Raw genomic sequence first — 21,167 nt, 5'->3', positions numbered from 1 at the left:
GTTCCGTTAACATTTTGCTCAGTCTTGTACTGAGTTCGGTACAAAGGGTTTACGGACGAAACCGATGCTAAACAGTAACTTGCTCAGAAAGCTCGATATGCAGGATTTGATGGTGTTCATCGCCGTCTACGACCAGAGCAGCGTTACCGAGGTGTCTGAAACGCTGTTCGTCAGCCAGTCCACCGTGAGCTATAGCCTGAAGAAGCTGCGCACCAGCTTTGAAGATGAGCTGTTTATCAACACCCGCGCAGGCATGCGTCCTACGTACAAGGCCACCACCATGTACGAGCACGTGCACAAGATTCTGGAAAGCATCAACCTGTGCCATGCCGGTGGCCAGGCTTTTGATCCGACCCAACAGGCCGTGACCTTCAATGTGTGCGCTCCGGAATATTTCGAACAGTTGATCCTGCCACGCCTGCTGAAGCGCTTCGACCATGCCGACCTGCCGGTAATCGTCAATGTGCAGAAGCTGGAAACCGACATCCCCGCCGACGACCTGCGTGAAGGCCGCCTGGACCTGGTGATCTGCTTCGGCCCGCACTTTCACCGCGCTCACAAAGACTTCAAGACCCAGATGCTGTTGGAGGACGACTTGGTCTGCGTGTGCGACCAACGCTCAGCACCGAGAGAACAGGCGTTCAGCCTGCAATCCTTCGTTGAGCGGCGCCACGTATTCCCTACGCCGTGGACCTCCGACACCAACATGATCGATGGCTGGCTTGCGCGCCAGGCCCGCAAGCGTCAGGTGATTGCACGGGCCAACAGCTACAGCGCGGCATTGAAGATGATTGCCGGCACCGACTTCATCGTCACCTTGCCCCGCCGCGTACAAAAGTTACTGGCACCGGCGCCGGCATTCGGTGTTTGCGAAGCACCTAACGGTTTGCCGGGGTTCACCCTGGATATGCAGTGGAACGAAACCAGTGGGCAGGACAGCGCCAATACCTGGTTTCGGGAACAAGTGGTGAAGGTGTGTGCGGATCAGGGTTTGTTATAGGAACGCACCTGCTTAAGCTCTCCACACCCTAATCAGATAGCCAGTGACGTTCGGCGCTTAGTGACAGCCTGCGCTGCGACATCCCGAGCGACAGGGCAATCGATATGGCAGTCTGCTATTACTTTGACCATCCACGCCAGAAACTGTTTTACGGCACCTGAACGCTCACGTCCCGGCACGCATACAGCTGAAAACTGCGCGCCCGGAATCTTGATGTCGGGCCTGTAAGGAATCAGCAATCCATTCGCAACATAGTCTGCCGCCAAGACCGTGCTCGCCAGCGTCAAGCCATGCCCGGCAATAGCGGCCTGGAGCGCAAAATGCTCATCGTTGTATTCACGATAGACCGCGTTTGATAGCCAACTTTCATGATTCGCAGCCGCGCACCAGGACGCCCAACTAATTGAAGCGGGCGATGACGTAGCCCAACGTATATTTATAAGTTTCAAAGAAGCTTCAACTTCCTCTTGCCTCCAGTGGGCATGAGAGAAAACACCAAACTGTTCGCGCATAAGCGCGTGGCTGTACAAGTCTGGAAAATCGCGAAACCCACAACGAATCGCTAAATCAACAGATGAGTCACGAAACAAATCCACCACTTCATTACTGGTTTCAACACTGACATGAATGTCTGGATGTTCGCTATAAAATTTCGCCAGCCGGGGAATCAACCATAAAGATGCAAATGCCGGCGTGGTAGAAACTCGGAGTGTGTTGGAGTCGGCGGGTGGCTTGAGCGAAGACATACTACCGCTTATATCCAGAAACGAAAGATGCACCTTTGAATATAGCCTCTCACCGTTCGCTGTGAGTTGAACACCGTGGGGAGTGCGCACAAAAAGCATACTGCCCAGTAAGTTCTCTAGTGTTTTTATTTGTTGTGATACTGCCGCTGGGGTAACAAACAACTCCGCGGAGGCTGCTTTAAACCCACCGAGTCTTGCGGCAGATTCAAATGCACGAATGGCTGTCAACGGCAATTTTGCGAACATTAATCAATCCCCCTTCCATGGTAAAAAAACTAAGCCAGGCTTACTTTATCTGATTTGCCTTCGCTTTCATAGAAGTGAATTCTAGGCTACGCCACCTAGCCGGTAACAGGAGGCGCGTCGATCGAGAATGTCGAGTCCATACTGACTGCGCTTGCGGATTGACGAAATTCTTTAGTCTAACTAAATGACACTGGCCTATATACGGTCTATCCCTGAGTGCACTTCAGCGTTCATGGAGTAGGTCGCGTTGCGCCTTTTTTAGAGCAAGTGGTGCATTCATGGAAAAGAACATACCTATCATTGACGTCGGTAGTTTGACGCAGGGAGCAGAGATATCACCACGTCTAGTAAAGGAGATCGACAACGCGTGCAGGGAGGTCGGATTTTTCACCGTCGTCAATCACGGTGTAGATAACACGCTTATTTCAACTGTCTTCTCTCAAATAGAATCGTTTTTTGACCTGCCTGTTCAGGCCAAGGAAAAAATCGAAATTCATAAATCCCCCTATATGCGTGGCTACTTTAGCGAAGGCGCTGATAAGTCGGATGGCATATTGGGCGATGTCAAAGAGGGTTTTGACATGGCCGCGGACTTGTCGCTTGACGACGAGTTCGTAAAAGCCAAATTACCTTTTTACGGCCCCAATGTATGGCCAGAGGAATTACCCGACTTCAAGCTTGCGATGAGGGAATATCACTCGCAAATGCTTGCGTTCGGAAAAAAACTGCTAAACGTGTTCGCCCTTGCGCTCAATATGCCGATCGATTACTTCGATGATAAATTCAAGAAGCCGATGGCCCAATTGAGAGTCCTGCGTTATCCCTCCACCCAATATACGCAGGGAGCGCCGATGGGTGCTGGAGAGCATACAGACTTCGGCTGGATCACGATGATCTCGGAAAGTGCCACCGGGGGGTTGGAGGTACAGAGTGCCAACGGCACCTGGATCAAAGTCAAACCCATCCCAAATGCCTTTGTCGTCAATGTCGGGGATCTAATGTCTCGCTGGACGAATGACCGTTACAAGGCAACGCTGCATCGAGTGATAAATACCTCCGGCAAATTACGCCATTCGGCGGCGTTCTTTATGGACCCAGACTACACCGCCAAAGTGGAGTGCCTGCCCAGCTGTTGCGCAGACGGCAGTCCTGCGAAATACAGAGCGATCATCGCGGGTGAGTACATGGACCAGAGGTTCTTGGAAACCACCACATTTCGTGAACTTGAACCCAACTAGTAGGAGTATTGAACGTGCTAGGTAAAGAATACACATTCTATCTATCAGCGATCGTAGCGATACTGGGCACCGTGGGCTATCACATGCTCATGAAGAAAATTCCGTCTACGATCAACCCCTTGGTTTCAATTGTCAGCATTTATGTGGCGATCGTTATCCTGTCCACCTTGATGCTGCCATTTTTTTTGGGCAGTGGAACGTTACTCGCGGGCTTGAAGCAAATGACCTGGCTTCAGGGAGGCATCGCGTTTTGCATCTTGATGATGGAAATCGGTTTTTTGATGATGTACCGCAGTGGATGGGACCTCAGTACGGGCAATATCGTTACCGGCGCAATTATCAATATTGCGCTCGGCTTCATCGGGGTATTCCTGCTTAAAGAAGGACTCTCTTATTTAAATATTGCCGGTGTTTTATTGTGCATCGTCGGCGTGATACTGATCGGCTACAAATCCAGTAGCAGCGAACAACCCGTGGACGCGGATACGCACGCTACGGTCTCGCTAGTACCACCTTCACTGGTGCCAGATGCAACACCAAAAGAACCCTAGCCAGCCGTACACCTGCAATACATCTCTGGCATTGTGTATGCACACATATTCAAACCCCGCCGTTAGTTCCACATGCGCACGGAAGTGATTACACCTGTCCAGGCATGATCGGTTGTTCAATGCTAGCCCCCAAACCAGCTCAATAAGCGTTTCAGTGATTTTGCTCTTGAAGGTGATGAGATGTCTTTACTGTATGCTGATAATTATCTGCGCGCCATCAAAGACGCCAACGTGAAAACCCTGCTTATTTCAATAGCTAAAGAGCGAAGACTGTTGCCATCGGTGATGATACTGAGTGCAATAGCATCCTTCACTGTAGGGGGCATATTCCTGGCGTATACTCAACAGATCGTTGCGGTACTCGGTGCGATTATCTTGATTGCCCTTGCCAAAATCTGGTCCTGGTACCTGAGCCACGATTGCGCGCACAATTCTGTTTTCAAGTCGAAGAAAGTCAATTCTGTCATCGGAGAGTTGCTGTCTTTCCTTAACGGCCTCTCTTTCTTTTCATTTGAAGCCTATAGAAAAGATCATGTTCGCCATCATGCCGAAAAAATTGATATTGGTGGGTTCGATAGTGGTCACTTTGCTGTCGCTCATCCGAGGCTATTCAGTGCAATCATTGTTGCAGAAAAAATATATCTTCCCGCCTTCTACTATGTGATCAAGCTTACCAATATTTACTCCGTGATATTCAGCGGCAGCAGGCGCGAAGTTGCAAGGGGTATTGGAAGCCTGTGCATTTACATTGTAGCCTTCGCTACGTTTGCCCGGTTCTCCCTGATACTTGTGGTGGTATGGCAAGCCTCCTCCTTCCTTAGGATACACATCGTACGATTCGTCGACTGTTTCCAGCATTCTTTCCAGCAGGTGTATACGGCGGGAGAAAAGCTAACCCATGGAAAACACTACGAAATCCAGAATACCTTCTCCGTACCGGTGGCAAGAAAGTTTACCTTCCTCAATCTGATTATTTTGAATTTTGGTTACCACGCGGCCCACCACTGCTTTCCAACATGCCCTTGGTATATGTTGCCACAACTGGAAGCTGCCATAACCAAACAGTTGAGGCTTTACGGAATAACGGACACAAGAGAAGAAAGCACGCCATTCTTCAACTTCATGACTGCCTACCATCGTGGGCGGTTATCAAGAATCATCAGCACCGATGAAGGACAACCCTACGATGCTGATGGCCAATTTAACACCCACCATTTCACCGGTGCGTACACAGATAAGCTCTTAGGTTGAGTCACCCACTCAGGTCGGGCCTTATCAAAGCATGGACACTGTCAGGTCGTGGATACGGAGACCCCCACCTCAGCGCTTGAAAGTCGTAACTTACTTATAACTCAACTCATGACAAATCAATCAGATCTATAAAGGAGTGCGTGTGGACGATTCATGTGCAGACGCCAACAGCTTCTGGCTGACGGCTGTTGAAAAAGAGAGTATTCGGGACGCGCTCATAGACATTTGTTACGAGCCAACGGGAGGGCGAGACTACATCCACCTCATTCGCATGACCGCTTATCAAAAGTTTCCCGCGCGACTTCTAAAAAAGCTTGAATCACTTAAAGATGACGATGCTTCTTATTGTGTATTTGAGAACCTTCCGATTGATGACACATTTGGCAGCCCGCAAGGCGACGCTAATAGCTTGAACTTCAAAAGTGGTTATCTTTCTGAAAATGTGCTGGTTGCCCTGGGCAGTTTGATAGCGGAGCCCTACTCCATCAAGCATGAGGGGCCAAAACTGGTCAATGACTTGGTACCGCATCCGGAGGCCGTAGGCGAGTATACCGGCAACGGTTCGGACCTGGAGTTGGACCTGCACACCGAAAATGCCTTTCAGGCTTATGACTCCCGTGGAGACACCTCGCCGCTGGCTCTTCTGCTTCTCGGCGTTCGCGGTGACCCTGCCGGGGTGGGCCCGAAAACCTGGGTGGCCGATGCGAGGGAAGCCCTTCAGGTTCTGGAACAGGCCGATATTGAAATCCTATATGGCAAACATTTCATCATTCGTCAGCCCTACCGCTGGAGGAACAGTGCCGCAGGCGCGAAAGAAACTCATGTGTACCCAATTCTGAGCGGCCCGCTGACTCACCCTAGAGTCACTGCTGCGTTTTACCCGGACATGGTAATTGCCGCTGATCACGAAGCACAAAATACCCTGTTGAGGTTTTACAACGCGCTTAAAAGCGTAGCGCGGCCGCTGGACATTCAACCTGGCAAGTTGGTGTACATCAACAATCGTTTCATGCTCCATTCGCGTGACAAGTTCACCCCCAGTTTCGATCCAGAGGGGCATGCGTATCGTTGGATCCAGCGTTTGTTCATCACGAACAACTTGTGGAACTTCCGTTCATTCAACAAGTGTGGCGCGCGGATATTCGAACCCGTTACTCGATGATATAAAGAGATAAATTAAATGTCGAACCATAAGCCATATACATCAATTATTCATAATATAGGCACTTTCCTCACGGGTGATCTCGCGTCTCCACTCATTACAGCAGATACCCTCGTCAGTGTTGATGGAATGATCACCTACGTGGGTCAGGCAGCAGATGTGGATTTTTCACACGCAGACCTGGTGATTGACGCCAAGCAGAGCACGGTCATGCCAGGTTTGATCGACAACCACACTCACCCGACCCTGGGTGAGTACAGCCCGCGCTCTGGCAACCACAATTGGATCTGGCACTCCTTGCAGGGCGGCGTGACGACCATGATCTCTGCCGGGGAAGTGCACGTTCCGGGGCTACCGACCGACAGGGTCGGTACTATCGCCATGGCAATCGCAGCGCAGCGCTCTTTCTCCAATGCGCGCCCTAGCGGAATAAAAATGGAAGCCGGCGCGCCACTGCTCAACGATGAATTTTCGGATGAGGATTTCGCCGCAATGGTTGCTCAAGGCATCAACCAACTGGGAGAGGTCGGGATAGGCCCGGTCAAGTCAGTCAGTCGTGCAGCTGAATTGGTCAAGATGGCTCGCAAACACGGCATGACTTCCATTACCCACACGGGCGGTCCTTCAATTTCTACCTCCCAGAGCATGGGTGCAGAAGAGATCCTTGAAATTGCGCCCGATATCATCGGGCACATCAATGGCGGCTATACCGCACTGGCACCCAGCCAAATCAGATGCCTGTGTGAAGGCTGTCTGGGTGCCCTGGAAATCGTACATAACGGCAACGAGTTCGCGGCGGTCACCACCCTGAATTACGCACGAGAAATGAACCAACTGGACCGTATCGTCATTGGCACGGATTCCCCTGCCGGATGTGGGGTTCCCGCGCTTGGCATGCTCAGGGCAATTGCCTTGCTCAGTAGTTTCGGCGACGTTCCACCGGAAAAGGCCGTCTGTTTCGCAACGGGTAACACCGCCAAGGTGAGAAAGTTGAATCGGGGGATTCTGGGCGTCGGAAGAGAAGCCGACATTCTGATCGCCTGTGGGCCTTTGGGAGGAGCGCAACCCAGCGTACTTGGAAGTTTCAGCAGTGGTGACCTTCCAAGTATTACCTCGATTCTGATCGATGGGCGCCTGGTCGTGAGGCAATCCAGGAACTCGCCACCGCCATCTGTCACACCTGAAATAACTCTGCGTACCTAATAGCAGCGTCCCGAAAGGGACGTCGCCTCGAGAGCACTCATATGCATAGAATTCTGCCCGAAATTACGCGCAGAGGGCCTACCGTACTCGCATGCGGTTGCGCAATTGGATTGGCTATTCCCTATCTTGCAGACTTGGCGAGGCCATTGCTCCCCGTCATGGTTTTCATATTTGTCTTGGGCACTCTCCTGCGTATTAACAACGCTGAAGTCATCACTGCAGCCAGAAACTTGAAAATATCCCTGATATTTCCAGCCCTGATGGTGGTGGCTTGCCCTTATATTTTTGGAATGCTTTCGCTCTACCTCACCGGCAATCAAGAACTTTCCCTTGCGATAGCCATCGCTGTTGCCGCCCCGCCCGCCAGCGGAAATGCAGCCGTCGCGAGAATGCTCGGGCTTGACCCTTCCATGTCACTGGTGACTGCGCTCTGCTCAATGGCAATTATCCCTGTCACCGCTCCGCTGATACTCCACCTATTCGCTGATGGCCTTTCACTCTCCTTGAACCCCGTTGATCTGGCGATCAGACTGGCCGTGTTGATAGGAGGCGCCGAAGGCGCTGCTATTTTGATACGTCGTTTTTCGCACACCTTCGTCGCCACGCACGGCCTGGCTATTGACGGTATTGTCGTCATCGCGCTTTTCCTCTTTGCAGTAGGCACGATGGCGGGCATGCAGCAGGTAATTCTGGAGACCCCGTCGTTGGCCATCTCGATGATCGCCATTGCCTATTGCATCAACGTCTGCCTGCAGCTCCTCATGGGCTGCTTATATCCCGGGTCATTGATCGCCAAGTTCACCATGGCACTCAACGGTGGCAATAGAAATGTTGGACTATTATGGTCTGCTCTTGGTGTCAGCTTATCGCCCACAATGGCGTTGTATTTTGCATGCTGCCAACTGCCTATTCACACCATGCCGAAGATACTGCAGTTTGTTTTACCCAGAGTTGAAAGCTATTTGAATAAACTGGTTTTAAGCAAGAATCGAATCTGAGCTATTACTGCCTGGAACTGCATAAAAATGATACTCACGCCAGAAAATATCAGGCAGATTGCCGAACGCTCTTCGCTGGAGACTACTGCCTGCTCTTGTATTCGGAGCTTGTCGCAGGGGTGGGAAACCTTACCCAAAACACTCGAGGCGAGCAGCCTGTTGCGCTTCATAGGCGAAATCCCGACCGATAGGGCACAAGAACTCAGCCTTGAGGAATACCACCCGAACGGTACCCATTTCTGGTCTGAAGACGCGCCTATCTGCTTTGATTTCTTTCCTTATAATATTTCAAGCGTCTGGGGCTGTAAGTGTTGCGCGCGAGCATTCCTCAGGTTTACGGAAGCAGGCGCCTATCACTCCGAACAACGCATCCGTATTTTGCGTGCGTCGCTGATTGGCAACCCCGTTCAAGAAGAGCACGTTCAGGATTAGCCGTTCTTGAGGCGCCCCCCTCCTTCCCCTAGCACGGGTATAAACCTCAGGCTTTATTCGCTACCAACCCGCGATCACTCATGAATGCCTCCAGCCGCGAGCGCATCCAGCGTTCCGCCGGGTCTGTGTCAACGTGGCTGAGCCACACCATGGACAAATCCAGGGTCGGGGTTTCGAACGGGAACGGCTCGCAGAACAGATTCCCGCTGGCGGCCATAGCCTGGGCGGTGTAATCCGGCAGGCTGGCGATCATGTCGGTGCCGGCAAGCAAGGCCGGCAACGAACTGTATTGCGGCACCGAGAGCACTACATGGCGTTTGCGGCCCACCTCTGCCAGCCACTCATCGGCAAACCCGGCCACATTGGCGGTGTGGGACACCAGCACGTGGGGCCGTGCGCAATATTCGTCAAGGGTCAGCGGGGTGTCCGAGGCATCGGCGCGCAGCAGGCACGGGCGGATGTGCCGCAATAGCTTGCGCTTGGCATTGGCCGGCAACCCGCGGGTCTGGGTGATGCCGACGGTAATATCGCCAGAAGCCAGCAGGTCGGGAATGCGCCAATAATCCACATGCTGCACCACGAACACCACCTGCGGCGCTTCCTGACGCAAGGCCCGTAGCAAGGGTGGCAGCAGGCCGAACTCAACGTCATCGGACAGGCCGATGCGGAAAGTCATGGTGCTGATGGACGGGTCGAAATCATGGGTCAGGCTCAGGGCCGAAGACAGCGAGTCGAGGGCCGGCGACAGGTGCTGGATGATCTCCTCGGCGCGCGCCGTAGGCTCCATGCGATGGCCGACACGAATAAACAGTGGGTCGTTGAAGAGGGTACGCAGGCGGTTGAGGGCCGAACTGATGGTCGGTTGGCCGAGAAACAGCTTCTCCGCCACCCGCGTCACATTGCGCTCGAGCATCAGTGCTTCAAAGACCACCATCAGATTGATGTCAGCCTTGCGTAATTCATTGCGATTCATCGGCGCCTGCCCCTTTCCCCAAGACAAGCGGCAGTTTAGGAAGGCTGCGGGGCTGCGTCTATGTGCGTACTGCTCAATAAACGGGTTGGGGACGGTAAATCTGCGTTTGAAGGTTGCCGCTGCGCTTAAAAATGTGGGAGCGGGCTTGCTCGCGAAGGCGGTGGATCAGCCGACGACTCCGTTGACTGACACACCGCCTTCGCGAGCAAGCCCGCTCCCACAATTAGACCGCGGTTACCTGACTCAAGGCTTGAGCGGAAACTCCTGGTCACGCTCGGAAAGCTCGGTGCCGTCGTCCGGATGCTTCCAGGTTTGCGGCTTTTCGTCTTCGCGCTGCCGCCGGGGTTCTTCACGCTCCGGCTCGTTGTGCTGCTTGTGTTCGTTGCCCATAACGGCCTCCGCCCATAAGAATTGGAAACAGCTTCAAGCATAGGACACGGCGGGTTGTCTTGAAGCCGGAATGGATTGATAGCCAATACGCATCAATTCATCCAAATTAGTCACTTATCATTTCTAAATGTGTCAGCCACTATCCCAAGTCTTAAGCGAAACAAGCACTTTAAAAAGAACGCTGGAGACACAAAACCATGACGACCCCTTCCCGGCCTGCGGCTGCCCCCTCGAAAGTAGGCGCGGTATTGCGCGTTACTTCGGGCAATTTTCTCGAACAGTTCGACTTCTTTCTGTTCGGTTTCTACGCCACCTATATCGCTGCCGCGTTCTTCCCGGCCGCTAATGAGTTTGCGTCATTAATGATGACCTTCGCCGTGTTCGGCGCTGGCTTCCTGATGCGTCCATTGGGCGCGATTATTCTGGGTGCCTACATCGATGACGTGGGCCGTCGCAAAGGCTTGATCGTGACCTTGTCGATCATGGCCAGCGGTACGCTACTGATCGTACTGGTGCCGAGTTATCAGACCATCGGCCTGTGGGCGCCGTTTCTGGTGCTGTTGGGGCGCCTGCTGCAAGGTTTCTCGGCCGGTGCGGAGCTGGGTGGCGTGTCGGTGTACCTGTCCGAAATGGCTACGCCGGGCCGTAAAGGCTTCTACACCAGTTGGCAGTCGGGCAGCCAACAGATCTCCATCGTCGTCGCCGCGGCCCTGGGTTATGGCCTGAACGTGTGGATGGAACCTGCGGTGGTGGCCGATTGGGGCTGGCGTATTCCGTTCGCCGTCGGCTGCGTGATCATTCCGTTCATCTTCGTGCTGCGTCGCAACCTGCAGGAAACCGAAGAGTTCGCCAACCGCAAGCATCGCCCGACCATGCGTGAAGTGATGGCGACCCTGGTGAAGAACTGGACCGTGGTCATCGGCGGCATGCTGATGGTGGCCATGACCACCACCGCGTTCTACCTGATCACCGTGTACGCGCCGACTTTCGGTAAAACCGTGTTGCACCTGAGCACCTCGGACGCCTTGCTGGTGACCTTGCTGGTCGCGATCTCGAACTTTTTCTGGCTGCCGATCGGCGGCACGTTAAGCGACCGCTTCGGCCGTAAACCCGTGCTGATTGCCATGACGGTGCTGACTGTCCTTACGGCTTATCCGGCATTGTCCTACGTGGTCAACGCACCAAGCTTTGCGCACATGCTGGAAACCCTGCTGTGGTTCTCGTTCCTGTATGGCATGTATAACGGCGCGATGATCCCGGCGTTGACTGAAATCATGCCGGTGGAAGTGCGTGTGGCGGGTTTCTCCCTGGCCTACAGCCTGGCGACAGCAGTGTTCGGTGGCTTCACGCCAGCGATCTCCACCTGGTTCATTCACATCACCGAAGACAAGGCTTCACCTGCGTATTGGATGATCTTCGCCGCGCTGTGTGCATTGTGTTCGACCCTGGCGTTGTATCGCCGCGCCAATACCCGCGGCCAAGTCATGCAGGAGGCTGCGCAATGAAGCCGCTGTTCAAGACCCTCGCTGCTGTCGTCCTCGGCACCCTGGCGCTATCAGCCCAGGCCGAACAACTCAAGGTCATGACCTCGGGCGGCTTCACCGCCGCGTATAAATTGCTCGGCCCGCAATACGCCGAGCAAAGCGGTGACACCCTCGACACCATCCTTGGCCCGTCCATGGGCAAGGCGCCGGAAGCGATTCCCAACCGCCTGGCCCGTGGCGAACAGGCCGATGTGGTGATCATGGTCGGCTATGCCCTGGATGAGTTGATCAAACAAGGCAAAGTCGACCCCGCGTCCCGCGTGGAGCTGGCGGACTCGCGGATCGGCCTGGTGGTGAAGGAAGGTGCGGCCAAACCTTCGATCAATACCGATTCCGAGCTCAAGGCTGTGTTGAGCCAAGCCAAATCGGTGGCCTATTCGGATAGCGCCAGCGGCGTTTATGTCGAGAAGGAATTGTTCAAGAAGCTCGGCATGCCTGCCAAGGGCACCATGATCCAACGCGTGCCGGTGGGCGAACAGGTGGCCAAGGGTGATTACGAGGTCGGCTTGCAACAAGTGGCGGAATTGTTGCCAGTCAAGGGCGTGACGTTCGTAGGCAAGATCCCGGAAGACGTGCAGTCCGTTACCCGTTTCGCCGCCGGTATTCCAGTGAACGCCAAACACCCTGAGCAGGCCAAGGCACTGTTGCAGTTCATGGCATCGCCCGAGGCCCAGCAGGAGGTGCAATCCACCGGCCTGGACTCGGTGTCACGCTGACCGGAACGGCATCTCCCGCACCAAACGCTCCAACTCCAGCGCCGCCGGTGGCAATGTCCGCCCGCGGCGCTTGATCAAGCCCACATTGCGCAGCACCTGGGGCTCCACCAGCGGCACACTGACCAGAATCGGGTGAGTGTGCGCCGGCATCGCAATCGACGGCACCATCGCTACGCCCAGCCCCGCCTCCACCAGCCCGATCATGGTGGTCACATGGTGCGTCTCGCAGATACTCGGCTTTTTCACCCGCACCCCACGCAAGGCCTGGTCGAGCAGGAAGCGGTTGCCCGACGTCTTGTCCACCTCGATGTAGTCATGCTCATAGGCCTCGGTCCAGCTCACGCTGTCACGCCCAGCCAGAGGGTGATCACGCCGGCAGGCCAGCACGTAGCGCTCCTGCAGCAGCAACTCGAATTCCACCTCATCGGCCAGGCTACCGCTGAAACTCACGCCAAAGTCCGCCTCGCCGCTGGCCACCGCATTGCACACCTCGCCGGCACTGGCATCCAGCACCCGCAGGCGAATCTTCGGATACAGCTTGTGGAACTCGGAGATTACGTGGGGCATGAAGTAGTACGCGGTAGACGGCACGCAGGCGATGGTGACATTACCCATGCGCGTCGAGGCGACGTTGCTGATACCCATCAGCGCGATGTCGAGATCGTCGAGCATGCGCTCGACCTGGGGTAAAAATGCACGCCCGACCATGGTCAGGCTGACCCGTCGCGTGGTGCGTTCGAACAGCTTTACATCCAGCGCGGATTCGAGCTTTTCGATACGCCGACTGAGGGCCGGTTGCGAGATACGGATGGCCTCGGCAGCGCCACGAAAACTGCCCTTGTCCACCACGGCGCGGAAAGCTTGGAGGTCGTTGAGGTCGAAGTTGATGATCACGGGAGGCAGGCCAAAGGTGGTCGAGGTGGCGAGCATTATCGTATGGGAGCCGGTGGGACGCCATGTGTGCCTAGATGGTTTGCCGAGATCATCCTGTTACACATATGAAGTCATACATATCAGCAGGTTATCAGCCACCTACGGCAACGCGATCGCCAAAACGGGTCAATACTTTCGGCCTGACCTACACAACTGGAGACGTAGCAACTCATGGAAACCTACCCCTTCTGGATAGACGACGAGGCGCCGGGCATCGGCATCGATCAGTTGCTTCTTGCATCGCGCCAATGGTCGAGTAGGATTGAATCCCACTCACCCCAGGCGGATACACCCATGCGCTCAACCCAGCAAATGAGCATCACCCTGCCCCTAGAAATGGCGGCCCTGGTCAAAGCCAAGGTGGCTGCTGGCGAATATGCCAGCGAAAGTGAAGTGATTCGCGACGGCCTGCGGGCGTTGCTGGCGCGTGATCGCGCCATGGAGGATTGGCTCAGAGCCGAAGTCATCCCCGCAGCGACCGCCCTTGAGGCGAAGCCTGAGCTTGGGTTATCGCCAGAACAGGTCCGCGAACATATGGCCGCCAGACGTCAGCGCAAAGGCACAGGGGAAGCGTGAGCTACTCGGTAGTTTTTTCGCCCGAGGTCTTGGCGCAACTCGATGCCCTTGAAGACTACATCAGCGATGTCGGCTCCCCTCCTGAAGCGGCGCGTTTTATCGACAATCTTGTCAGCTACTGTGAAAGCCTTGCCCTGTTTCCCTTGCGTGGCATGCGCCGTGACGACCTGCTGAAAGACTTGCGCATCACTCACTATCGTCGCAGCACCATTATTGCTTTCAGGGTGAAGCCTGACTTCAAAACGGTATCAATAGTGGGGGTGTTTTACGGCGGGCAAGATTACACGGCGTTGTTGCACGCAGATCAGAACGAGCACCCGACAAGGGCTGAAAAGCCTGCTGAAAACTGATCAGCAGGCTTTTAGCGTTCAAACACCCTTTAATAAAGGGTCTGATAGCGCGTTCCAAGCCGCTGGTGCACCGAAAAACGCCTGGGCATTACTGTCCAACGTTTCCAAGTGATACCCGCCTTCCTGCACGATCACGCAGGGCAACCCCAGCGCACGGATGCGGGCTCCCAACCGCGCAAAGCCTTCCCGCGTCACCGCGACTTTGCTTTGTGGGTCCAGCTCATAGATATCGAAGCCCAGTGACAACACCAGCACATCCGCCGAGAAGTCCTTCACCGCTGCCAGGGCCTGCTCCAGTTTTTCAAAGAACACCGCTTCGCTGGCACCATGGGGCATCGGCAGGTTGAGGTTGTACCCCTCGCCGGCGCCGTTGCCTTTTTCCTCGGCAAAGCCTGCGACGCCAGGATAGAAGTTGGTCGGGTCGCCGTGGATCGACACATACAGCACGTCGTCGCGGTCGTAGAAAATTTCCTGGATGCCTTGGCCGTGATGCATATCGGTATCGAGCACGGCGACACGCTGGAAACCTTGGCGCAGTGCCTGCGCAGCCACGGCCGCATTGTTGATGTAACAGAAGCCACCGGCCGCGTCGAAGCGGGCGTGATGGCCCGGCGGCCGGCACAAGGCGTAGGCGGCAGGGGCGCCATCGAGGATTTCTCCCGCTGCGGCGATGGCGCTTTGGGCTGACCAATAAGCCGAGCGCCAGGTCAACTCACCGATGGGGCAACTGCCATCGGCCAGGTAGCGTGCCGCCTGGGCCAGGATGCCGCGCAAGGCATTGGGTTCACGCACGAAGATGTTGGACATGACTTCGTCGCCCCAGTCTTCGGGGATTTCTTTCCAGCGCTGGTGAGCTTCTTGAAGAAAAGCCAGGTAGTCGCCGCCGTGCACGGCGAACAACGGATCCATACCGTAATCAGTCGGTTGCTGGATATCGAAGCCCAGGGTTTGCGCAGCCAGCAGCAAGTTGCGCGCTCGCTCGGGAACCTCCTGGGGCGTGCGCATCTGGCCGCGGGAATAGTAGCTACGCGGGTGATGCAGGAGTTGTTCGGGGTGAAAAAACGTCTTCATGAGTTGCTCCTGGATAAACACAGAACCTGTGGGAGCTGGCTTGCCTGCGATGGCGGTGAATCAGGCAATACATTGCTCTCTGACAGTGCGCAATCGCAGGCAAGCCAGCTCCCACAGGGGTGCGGCGTCGGCCTTTAGAAATGAACATGCCCGGCGCGTTTCAAGACGGCGTTTAGCAAGACATCGGTACCCTGGCGCACATCGTCGGGCAAGACATCCTCGGCTTCGTTGTGGCTGAGGCCGCCGACGCAGGGGATGAAGATCATCGCGGTGGGGCAATAGCGCGCCAGGTGAATCGCATCGTGGCCGGCGCCGCTGACGATGGTCTGCTGGCTGTAGCCCAAGCCGTCCACCGCAGCCTGCACGCAAGCCACGCACTCGGCGTCGAACGGCGTAGCCGGGCTGATCCATTGAGGCGTGATGGTGACGCTCAGGCCACGGTTGTCCGCGATAGCCTGCAGGCGTGCACGCACTTGCTGCTCCATGGCGTCGATGTCGGCGTCGCGGTGATGGCGCAGGTCGACGGTAAAGTTGAGCAAGCCGGGGATGGTGTTGCGCGACGACTTGGCGATGCTCAGTTCACCCACAGTGGTAAGGCCCTGCGGGGCAAAATCGGCAGCGAGGTTTTCCAGGGCCTGGATCATTTTTGCCGCGCCGCACAGCGCATCTTTACGCAACGGCATCGGCGTGGTGCCAGCGTGCGCGGCCATGCCTTCGACCCGTACATCGAGCCAGCGAATCGCTTGACCACCGGTGACTACGCCGATGCTGTTGGCGTTGTCTTCCAGAATCGGGCCTTGCTCGATATGCGCTTCGAAATACGCATCCACTGCGCCACCCAACGGGCGCTCACCGTTGTAGCCGGTGGTGCGCAACGCCTCGTTCACGCTGATACCGTCTACATCAGCGGTTGCCAGTGCCATGTCCAGGGCAAGCGTGCCGGTGAACACTGCCGAGCCCAGCATCGCCGGGGTGAAACGGGCGCCCTCCTCGTTGGTCCACACTGCAATTTCCAACGGCTTGCGCGTCTGGATGCCGTGGTCGTCGAGGCTGCGGATGACCTCCAGGCCAGCCAACACGCCGTACACCCCATCGAAGCGTCCGCCTTCGGGCTGGGTATCCAGGTGGCTGCCCATCATCACCGGGGCGGCGTCATTGTCGGTGCCCGCGCGGCGGGCGAACAGGTTGCCGATGGCATCCACGCTCAACGTCAGGCCGGCTGCTTTACACCAGTGGCTGAACAGCTCACGACCGGCCTTGTCTTCAGCGCTCAACGCCAGGCGGCAGCTGCCACCGCGTGCGGTCGCGCCGATCTCGGCCATGTCCATCAGGCTACGCCACAGGCGCTCGCCATTAATCTTCAACATTGCTGACTCCCTCAACTGTGTGCCATTTCCAGGCGGTGGGCCGTGGCATGGCGGCGGGACAAGGCCAGTACGCACACCAACGAAACCGCCGCGATCACGCTGTAAAACACTGCCATCGGCCACCATTGGCCCAGGTATTGATGGGCCAGCCAGGTGCCGATCAACGGTGTCAGGCCGCCGGCCAGCGCGCCGCATACCTGGTAAGCCAGGGAGATCGCGGTGTAGCGCACACGGGTTTCAAACAGGCCGCTGACAAAACCTGCGATGACGGCGTAGAACGACGCCATGCACACCACCGCCAGGGCAATGCCGAGGATGATCAACGGTGCCTGAGCGCTGCTGACCAGGACGAACATCGGGTACGGCGAGGCCATTGCCAGCACGCACATGGCGCACAGAAACCGCGTAGCGCCGACCTTCTCCGCCACCCAGGCGGCCAGCGGCTGGACGCAGAACTGAATAATGGCGACGAAGAACAGGCATTCCAGAATCAACGAGCGCGGCAGATTAAGTTGCTGAGTGCTGTAGGCAATCATGAAGGTGTTGGTGAAATACACGCCGGCAATTCCCAACGTATTGGCGCCAATGCACAACAACAGTGGACGCCAAGCGGTCTTCAGCACTTCCAGCACGGGGGCTTGGTCCTGCTTGATCGCTCGCGCTTTTTCCGCCAGAGCCTTGTCTTCGAGGAACTCCGGCGACTCGTTCACACCCAGGCGAATCGCGAGGCCGACGATCAACAGCAAGGCACTGGCCAGGAACGGCAGGCGCCAGCCCCAGCTGAGCAGGTCCTCTTCAGGTAAACGAGTGACGGCACTGAACGCTAGCAAGGAAAGAATCAAACCGGCCGGGCTGCCCAACTGCGCGAAGGATGCAAAGAAATTACGCCGCCCTTTCGGCGCGTGCTCGCCAGCCATCAACACCGCCCCACCCCACTCACCGCCAACCGCAATACCCTGCACCACTCGCAACAGGATCAACAGCACCGGTGCGGCAGCGCCGATCTGGGCATAGGTCGGTAACAGGCCGATGCACACCGTGACCACGCCCATCATCACGAGGGTAATCACCAGGGATTTCTTGCGGCCGATGCGGTCGCCGATATGACCGAACACGATGCCGCCCAACGGCCGCGCAAAAAAGCCAACGGCGAAGGTGCCGAACGCGGCCATGGTGCTGAACAATTTATCGTCGGAGGGGAAGAACAGTTGACCGAATACCAGCGCTGCAGCGGTGGCATAGATGTAAAAGTCGTACCACTCGATCATGGTGCCGATAAAGGCGGCGGCCGCAGCACGGCGAGGCTGCGGCGAAGCGGAAGGCTTCATGGGGCTGGCTCCTTTGGTTATTTTTTTGGCAGGAGAAAGTCAAACCGGTGCGCTCTGGTGGCGCTCGTTAAACCCGATTTTTCGGCCAGGGGCTATGATTAGTCAATTTTCTATTTATTATCTTGATTATAAGAACTGCTTATTATCGAGCGCCGCCATGCCCGAATTCCGCCGCGATATTCACCCTCTGCTCAATGACCGCCTGGACTGGAACCTGCTGCGCACCTTCCGCGTGATCGGCCAGGAACTGAGCATCAGCCGCGCCGCCGCCCGCCTGCATCTGACGCAACCGGCCATCAGCCAGGCGCTCAAGCGCCTGGAAGAACAGCTGGATTGCCAGCTCATCCTGCGCCGTGGCCCGCGCTTCGTGCTCACCGAAGCCGGTGAGCAGATCTTCGCCATTGCCGGAGAGATGTACGGCCAGGTCTCGCAGATGAGCAACGCCCTGCAAAAGCCGGGTGATGAAGTGATCGGCAAAGTGCGCTTGCTGATGATCAGCCGGATTAATTCCGACACTTTCGATGACTTTCTCGCGGGTTTTCATCGCGAACATCCACGGGTCGATCTGGAAGTAGAAGTGATGCGCAGCTCCGACATTGTCGCCGCGCTGCTGGAAAAAACCGCGACCCTGGGGCTCAGCCTCAATCGCCGGCCACAACCGCGCCTGGAACAGCATCTGTTTCTGCGTCAGCGTTATGCGTTCTTTTGTGGAAAACACCACCCATTGTTCGGACGCACAGGGTTAGTCGAAGGGGATCTGCAATCGGAGAATTTCGTGAGTTTTACCAGCGACCAGATTGGCGGCATGTTGTCGCCGCTGACTATTTTCCGTGATCAGCAAGGGTTTGGCGGGCGGATCGTGGCGTCATCCTCCAGCCTGGAAGAAGTGCGGCGATTGGTCATTGCCGGGTTTGGCTTGGGCTGCTTACCCACTCATGTGGTGGCGGACGATGTGGAGCGCGGGCTGCTGTGGCGGTTGCCGCCGGATGAGGGGATTGCGGATGTGGATATTCATCTGTTGTGGAACCGGGAGCAGAAGTTGAGTCGGGCGGAGGGGGTGTTTATTGAGTGCCTTCTGGAACGGTTGGCCGAAAAATGATTGCTCACATCGATAGCACTGATGATTACTATCGAAACGAGCGCCTGAACGATTGCCGACACTGATTCCTATAATCGCCCCACATTCCCTCCTCGCCTGGCTTCAGGCGACATTCCTCCCGGAACCCAATCCCATGCCAAGCGCGAGCCAGGCCCCTAGCGGGCATCCTGAACATAATCAACAAAGCGTCAAACAGCAGTGGTTGGCGATTCTTTCGGTCGCCGTGGGTGCCTTTGCCCTGGTGACCAGTGAATTCCTACCGGTGGGCGTACTCAACGACGTCGCCAGCGATCTGGGCATCAGTGCCGGTCACGCCGGATTGATGGTGACATTGCCCGGCATCATGGCTGCCCTCGCCGCGCCGTTTCTGTCGGTCAGCATTGGCGCCATGGACCGTCGTTACTTGCTGATCGGCCTGACATTGGTGATGATCATCGCCAACTCGGTGGTGGCCTTCGCTAATGATTTCAGCCTGCTGCTGTTCGGCCGCGTATTGCTCGGCATCAGCATCGGCGGCTTCTGGGCCACGGCCATTGCCCTCAGCGGGCGGCTGGCGCCCAAGGGCGTGGGCGTAGCAAAGGCCACCTCGATCATCATGATGGGCGTGACCCTGGCCACCGTTCTGGGCGTGCCTGTGGGTACCTGGCTCAGCGGCCTGATGGGCTGGCGGATGACCTTCCTAGTCACGGCGTTGGTGGGCATTCCGGTGCTGTTGGCGCAAATCTTCCTGCTGCCGCGACTCACTCCTGAGAAAGCCATTCAGATCCGTGACCTGCCAGCTTTGTTTATCAACCCACAAGCACGGGTCGGGTTGATCGCCGTACTGCTGATCGGCCTGGCGCACTTTGCTGCGTATACCTATGTCGCGCCGTTCTTTAAACACAGCTCCGGCTTCGACGGGCCAACGATTGGCTCATTGTTGCTGCTGTATGGCGTGGCGGGCGTGCTGGGCAATGTGTTCGCCGGCTTCGCCGCCAACCGCAGCGTACGCAACACCCTGCTGCTGGTCGCGCTGATGATCGGTACCAGCACTGCACTGTTCCCCTACTTCGCCACCGGTATGACAGGCGCCGTGGTGCTGATCGCGCTCTGGGGCTTTGCCTTTGGGGCTTTCCCGGCCTGCGCCAGCATCTGGATGTTCGTGGTGGCGCCCAAGGATGTGGAACGAGGCATGCCGCTGTTCGTGGCGCTGTTTCAGGTGATCATCGCCCTGGGTTCATTCTTTGGCGGGCGGATCGTCGACCAAATGGGCAGCGCGGTGTTGTTGAGCTTGGCCACTGTGTTGGTGGGGTTGGGGTTTGCGACCGTGCTGGTGTTGGGCCGCAAGGTGAGCAACAGCTTGGTGGCGCAGCCTGCCTGACCGAGTTGCAGCCACAAAAAAGCCTGCTGAGCGTTGAGTTCAGCAGGCTTTTTTCGTTTCAGAAGCAGGTATTTATTTGGCCGTGGGGAAATCACGCTCCAAGACAGCGTCCACCAAGGCTTGCGCGTTCTCAATCAATTGAGCCAGGGCCATGATCACGGGCGACTGCGTGCTGACTGGATCTTCGGCGCATTGGTAGGCGGATTGAAGGGCGGATGAGAGGGTTTCGGTGGCGTTTATAAGGGTTTCTTCGGTGCCGACATCATCGGCTACGCAAAAGATTTTGCGTGCGTGCCCTTCGGTAGAATCAGCGGTGATCTTATTCATGATGTAACCCCAGCCAACGCAACCCTGCACGAAAACTGCCGAACCTGCACAACGTAAGCACCTGTTTCGGAAAAGCTTGGTAACCAGAACCCCACCAGGAACCTTGTGTGCATAAGCCTGCAAGCTAGCCTCAAAAGGTCGCCGCCGTGGCGACATACTGTCAAGGGTGCTGATATGCCAACGAGATATCGCGATGCGGTCACTGGTGAATACGTAACAGAGCAAGAGGCGAAGAGAAGACCAAGGGAAACGGTGAAGGAAACCGATAAAAAGCGCCCGGCAAAGCCGACGGCCAAGAAGTAGGAT

General features: G+C 56.2%; 22 protein-coding genes. 14 read left to right on the top strand and 8 right to left on the bottom strand.

What is annotated here, in order from left to right:
* The first annotated feature begins 64 nt into the window (after positions 1-64).
* Positions 65-1,000, top strand: a complete 936-nt coding sequence (locus tag ACP7CZ_RS06345) for a LysR family transcriptional regulator (protein WP_034126603.1) — start codon at positions 65-67, stop codon at positions 998-1,000.
* Positions 1,001-1,032: 32 nt separating this feature from the next.
* On the opposite strand, the gene ACP7CZ_RS06340 is transcribed toward ACP7CZ_RS06345, so the two are convergent.
* Entirely contained in the window at positions 1,033-1,992 is a 960-nt protein-coding gene (locus tag ACP7CZ_RS06340) for a LysR substrate-binding domain-containing protein (protein ID WP_082430459.1), read from the bottom strand.
* 278 nt (positions 1,993-2,270) lie between these two features.
* Between ACP7CZ_RS06340 and ACP7CZ_RS06335 the strand changes: the two genes are divergently transcribed.
* The 7 genes from ACP7CZ_RS06335 to ACP7CZ_RS06305 all read left to right on the top strand — a co-directional run bounded on the left by ACP7CZ_RS06335 (position 2,271) and on the right by ACP7CZ_RS06305 (position 8,827).
* A complete protein-coding gene (locus ACP7CZ_RS06335) occupies positions 2,271-3,230 on the top strand; it encodes an isopenicillin N synthase family dioxygenase (protein ID WP_294155881.1) in 960 nt (319 codons plus the stop codon).
* Between the two features lie 14 nt (positions 3,231-3,244).
* A complete protein-coding gene (locus ACP7CZ_RS06330) occupies positions 3,245-3,781 on the top strand; it encodes a hypothetical protein (RefSeq protein WP_057975672.1) in 537 nt (178 codons plus the stop codon).
* A gap of 180 nt (positions 3,782-3,961) precedes the next feature.
* Positions 3,962-5,032, top strand: coding sequence for a fatty acid desaturase family protein (locus tag ACP7CZ_RS06325; protein WP_072446814.1), 1,071 nt, complete (start codon positions 3,962-3,964; stop codon positions 5,030-5,032).
* 142 nt (positions 5,033-5,174) lie between these two features.
* On the top strand, positions 5,175-6,194 hold the full coding sequence (locus ACP7CZ_RS06320; protein ID WP_034126600.1) for a TauD/TfdA family dioxygenase: 1,020 nt from the start codon (positions 5,175-5,177) through the stop codon (positions 6,192-6,194).
* Positions 6,195-6,212: 18 nt separating this feature from the next.
* Entirely contained in the window at positions 6,213-7,397 is a 1,185-nt protein-coding gene (locus tag ACP7CZ_RS06315) for an amidohydrolase family protein (RefSeq protein WP_054897596.1), read from the top strand.
* Between the two features lie 110 nt (positions 7,398-7,507).
* Positions 7,508-8,395, top strand: a complete 888-nt coding sequence (locus tag ACP7CZ_RS06310; RefSeq protein ID WP_233098214.1) for a hypothetical protein — start codon at positions 7,508-7,510, stop codon at positions 8,393-8,395.
* Positions 8,396-8,422: 27 nt separating this feature from the next.
* Positions 8,423-8,827 (top strand): hypothetical protein, encoded by a 405-nt coding sequence (locus ACP7CZ_RS06305; protein WP_294155862.1) that lies wholly within the window; start codon positions 8,423-8,425, stop codon positions 8,825-8,827.
* A 46-nt stretch (positions 8,828-8,873) separates the two neighbouring features.
* On the opposite strand, the gene ACP7CZ_RS06300 is transcribed toward ACP7CZ_RS06305, so the two are convergent.
* Complete coding sequence (locus ACP7CZ_RS06300; protein ID WP_003189553.1) at positions 8,874-9,800, bottom strand: LysR substrate-binding domain-containing protein; 927 nt, start codon at positions 9,798-9,800, stop codon at positions 8,874-8,876.
* A 243-nt stretch (positions 9,801-10,043) separates the two neighbouring features.
* Positions 10,044-10,190: a hypothetical protein gene (locus ACP7CZ_RS06295; protein ID WP_164919346.1), complete on the bottom strand. Its 147-nt coding sequence runs from the start codon at positions 10,188-10,190 to the stop codon at positions 10,044-10,046.
* A gap of 197 nt (positions 10,191-10,387) precedes the next feature.
* Between ACP7CZ_RS06295 and ACP7CZ_RS06290 the strand changes: the two genes are divergently transcribed.
* Positions 10,388-11,695: an MFS transporter gene (locus tag ACP7CZ_RS06290; RefSeq protein WP_003189550.1), complete on the top strand. Its 1,308-nt coding sequence runs from the start codon at positions 10,388-10,390 to the stop codon at positions 11,693-11,695.
* Positions 11,692-12,450 carry a substrate-binding domain-containing protein gene (locus ACP7CZ_RS06285; protein WP_070415480.1) on the top strand — a complete coding sequence of 253 codons (759 nt, stop codon included), beginning with the start codon at positions 11,692-11,694 and terminating at the stop codon, positions 12,448-12,450. The genes ACP7CZ_RS06290 and ACP7CZ_RS06285 overlap by 4 nt, the downstream gene beginning before the upstream one ends.
* Here the strand turns inward: ACP7CZ_RS06285 and ACP7CZ_RS06280 are convergent.
* On the bottom strand, positions 12,442-13,344 hold the full coding sequence (locus ACP7CZ_RS06280; RefSeq protein ID WP_034127031.1) for a LysR family transcriptional regulator: 903 nt from the start codon (positions 13,342-13,344) through the stop codon (positions 12,442-12,444). The genes ACP7CZ_RS06285 and ACP7CZ_RS06280 overlap by 9 nt on opposite strands.
* 210 nt (positions 13,345-13,554) lie before the next feature.
* Between ACP7CZ_RS06280 and ACP7CZ_RS06275 the strand changes: the two genes are divergently transcribed.
* Positions 13,555-13,959 (top strand): ribbon-helix-helix domain-containing protein, encoded by a 405-nt coding sequence (locus tag ACP7CZ_RS06275; protein WP_081095765.1) that lies wholly within the window; start codon positions 13,555-13,557, stop codon positions 13,957-13,959.
* Positions 13,956-14,309 carry a type II toxin-antitoxin system RelE/ParE family toxin gene (locus ACP7CZ_RS06270; RefSeq protein ID WP_054917741.1) on the top strand — a complete coding sequence of 118 codons (354 nt, stop codon included), beginning with the start codon at positions 13,956-13,958 and terminating at the stop codon, positions 14,307-14,309. Before ACP7CZ_RS06275 ends, ACP7CZ_RS06270 begins: the two co-directional genes overlap by 4 nt.
* A gap of 18 nt (positions 14,310-14,327) precedes the next feature.
* Here the strand turns inward: ACP7CZ_RS06270 and ACP7CZ_RS06265 are convergent, their stop codons facing one another.
* The 3 genes from ACP7CZ_RS06265 to ACP7CZ_RS06255 all read right to left on the bottom strand — a co-directional run bounded on the left by ACP7CZ_RS06265 (position 14,328) and on the right by ACP7CZ_RS06255 (position 18,075).
* A complete protein-coding gene (locus ACP7CZ_RS06265; RefSeq protein ID WP_072446816.1) occupies positions 14,328-15,380 on the bottom strand; it encodes a histone deacetylase family protein in 1,053 nt (350 codons plus the stop codon).
* A 134-nt stretch (positions 15,381-15,514) separates the two neighbouring features.
* Positions 15,515-16,747 carry a Zn-dependent hydrolase gene (locus ACP7CZ_RS06260; RefSeq protein WP_057975667.1) on the bottom strand — a complete coding sequence of 411 codons (1,233 nt, stop codon included), beginning with the start codon at positions 16,745-16,747 and terminating at the stop codon, positions 15,515-15,517.
* 11 nt (positions 16,748-16,758) lie between these two features.
* Positions 16,759-18,075: an MFS transporter gene (locus tag ACP7CZ_RS06255; RefSeq protein ID WP_054897601.1), complete on the bottom strand. Its 1,317-nt coding sequence runs from the start codon at positions 18,073-18,075 to the stop codon at positions 16,759-16,761.
* 157 nt (positions 18,076-18,232) lie between these two features.
* Between ACP7CZ_RS06255 and ACP7CZ_RS06250 the strand changes: the two genes are divergently transcribed.
* Entirely contained in the window at positions 18,233-19,174 is a 942-nt protein-coding gene (locus ACP7CZ_RS06250; RefSeq protein ID WP_034126590.1) for a LysR family transcriptional regulator, read from the top strand.
* Positions 19,175-19,307: 133 nt separating this feature from the next.
* The gene (locus ACP7CZ_RS06245; protein WP_294155822.1) at positions 19,308-20,534 is read left to right on the top strand and encodes an MFS transporter; all 1,227 of its coding nucleotides are present in this window, start codon (positions 19,308-19,310) and stop codon (positions 20,532-20,534) included.
* A 72-nt stretch (positions 20,535-20,606) separates the two neighbouring features.
* Here the strand turns inward: ACP7CZ_RS06245 and ACP7CZ_RS06240 are convergent, their stop codons facing one another.
* Complete coding sequence (locus ACP7CZ_RS06240) at positions 20,607-20,861, bottom strand: DUF6124 family protein (protein ID WP_019818461.1); 255 nt, start codon at positions 20,859-20,861, stop codon at positions 20,607-20,609.
* Positions 20,862-21,167: the final 306 nt, after the last annotated feature.

The organism is Pseudomonas sp. DWP2-2, from assembly GCF_049897065.1.
GTDB lineage: Bacteria > Pseudomonadota > Gammaproteobacteria > Pseudomonadales > Pseudomonadaceae > Aquipseudomonas > Aquipseudomonas paracarnis.
Note: the sequence above shows the minus strand (reverse complement) of the source record. Positions and strands in the feature narration are given on the sequence as shown.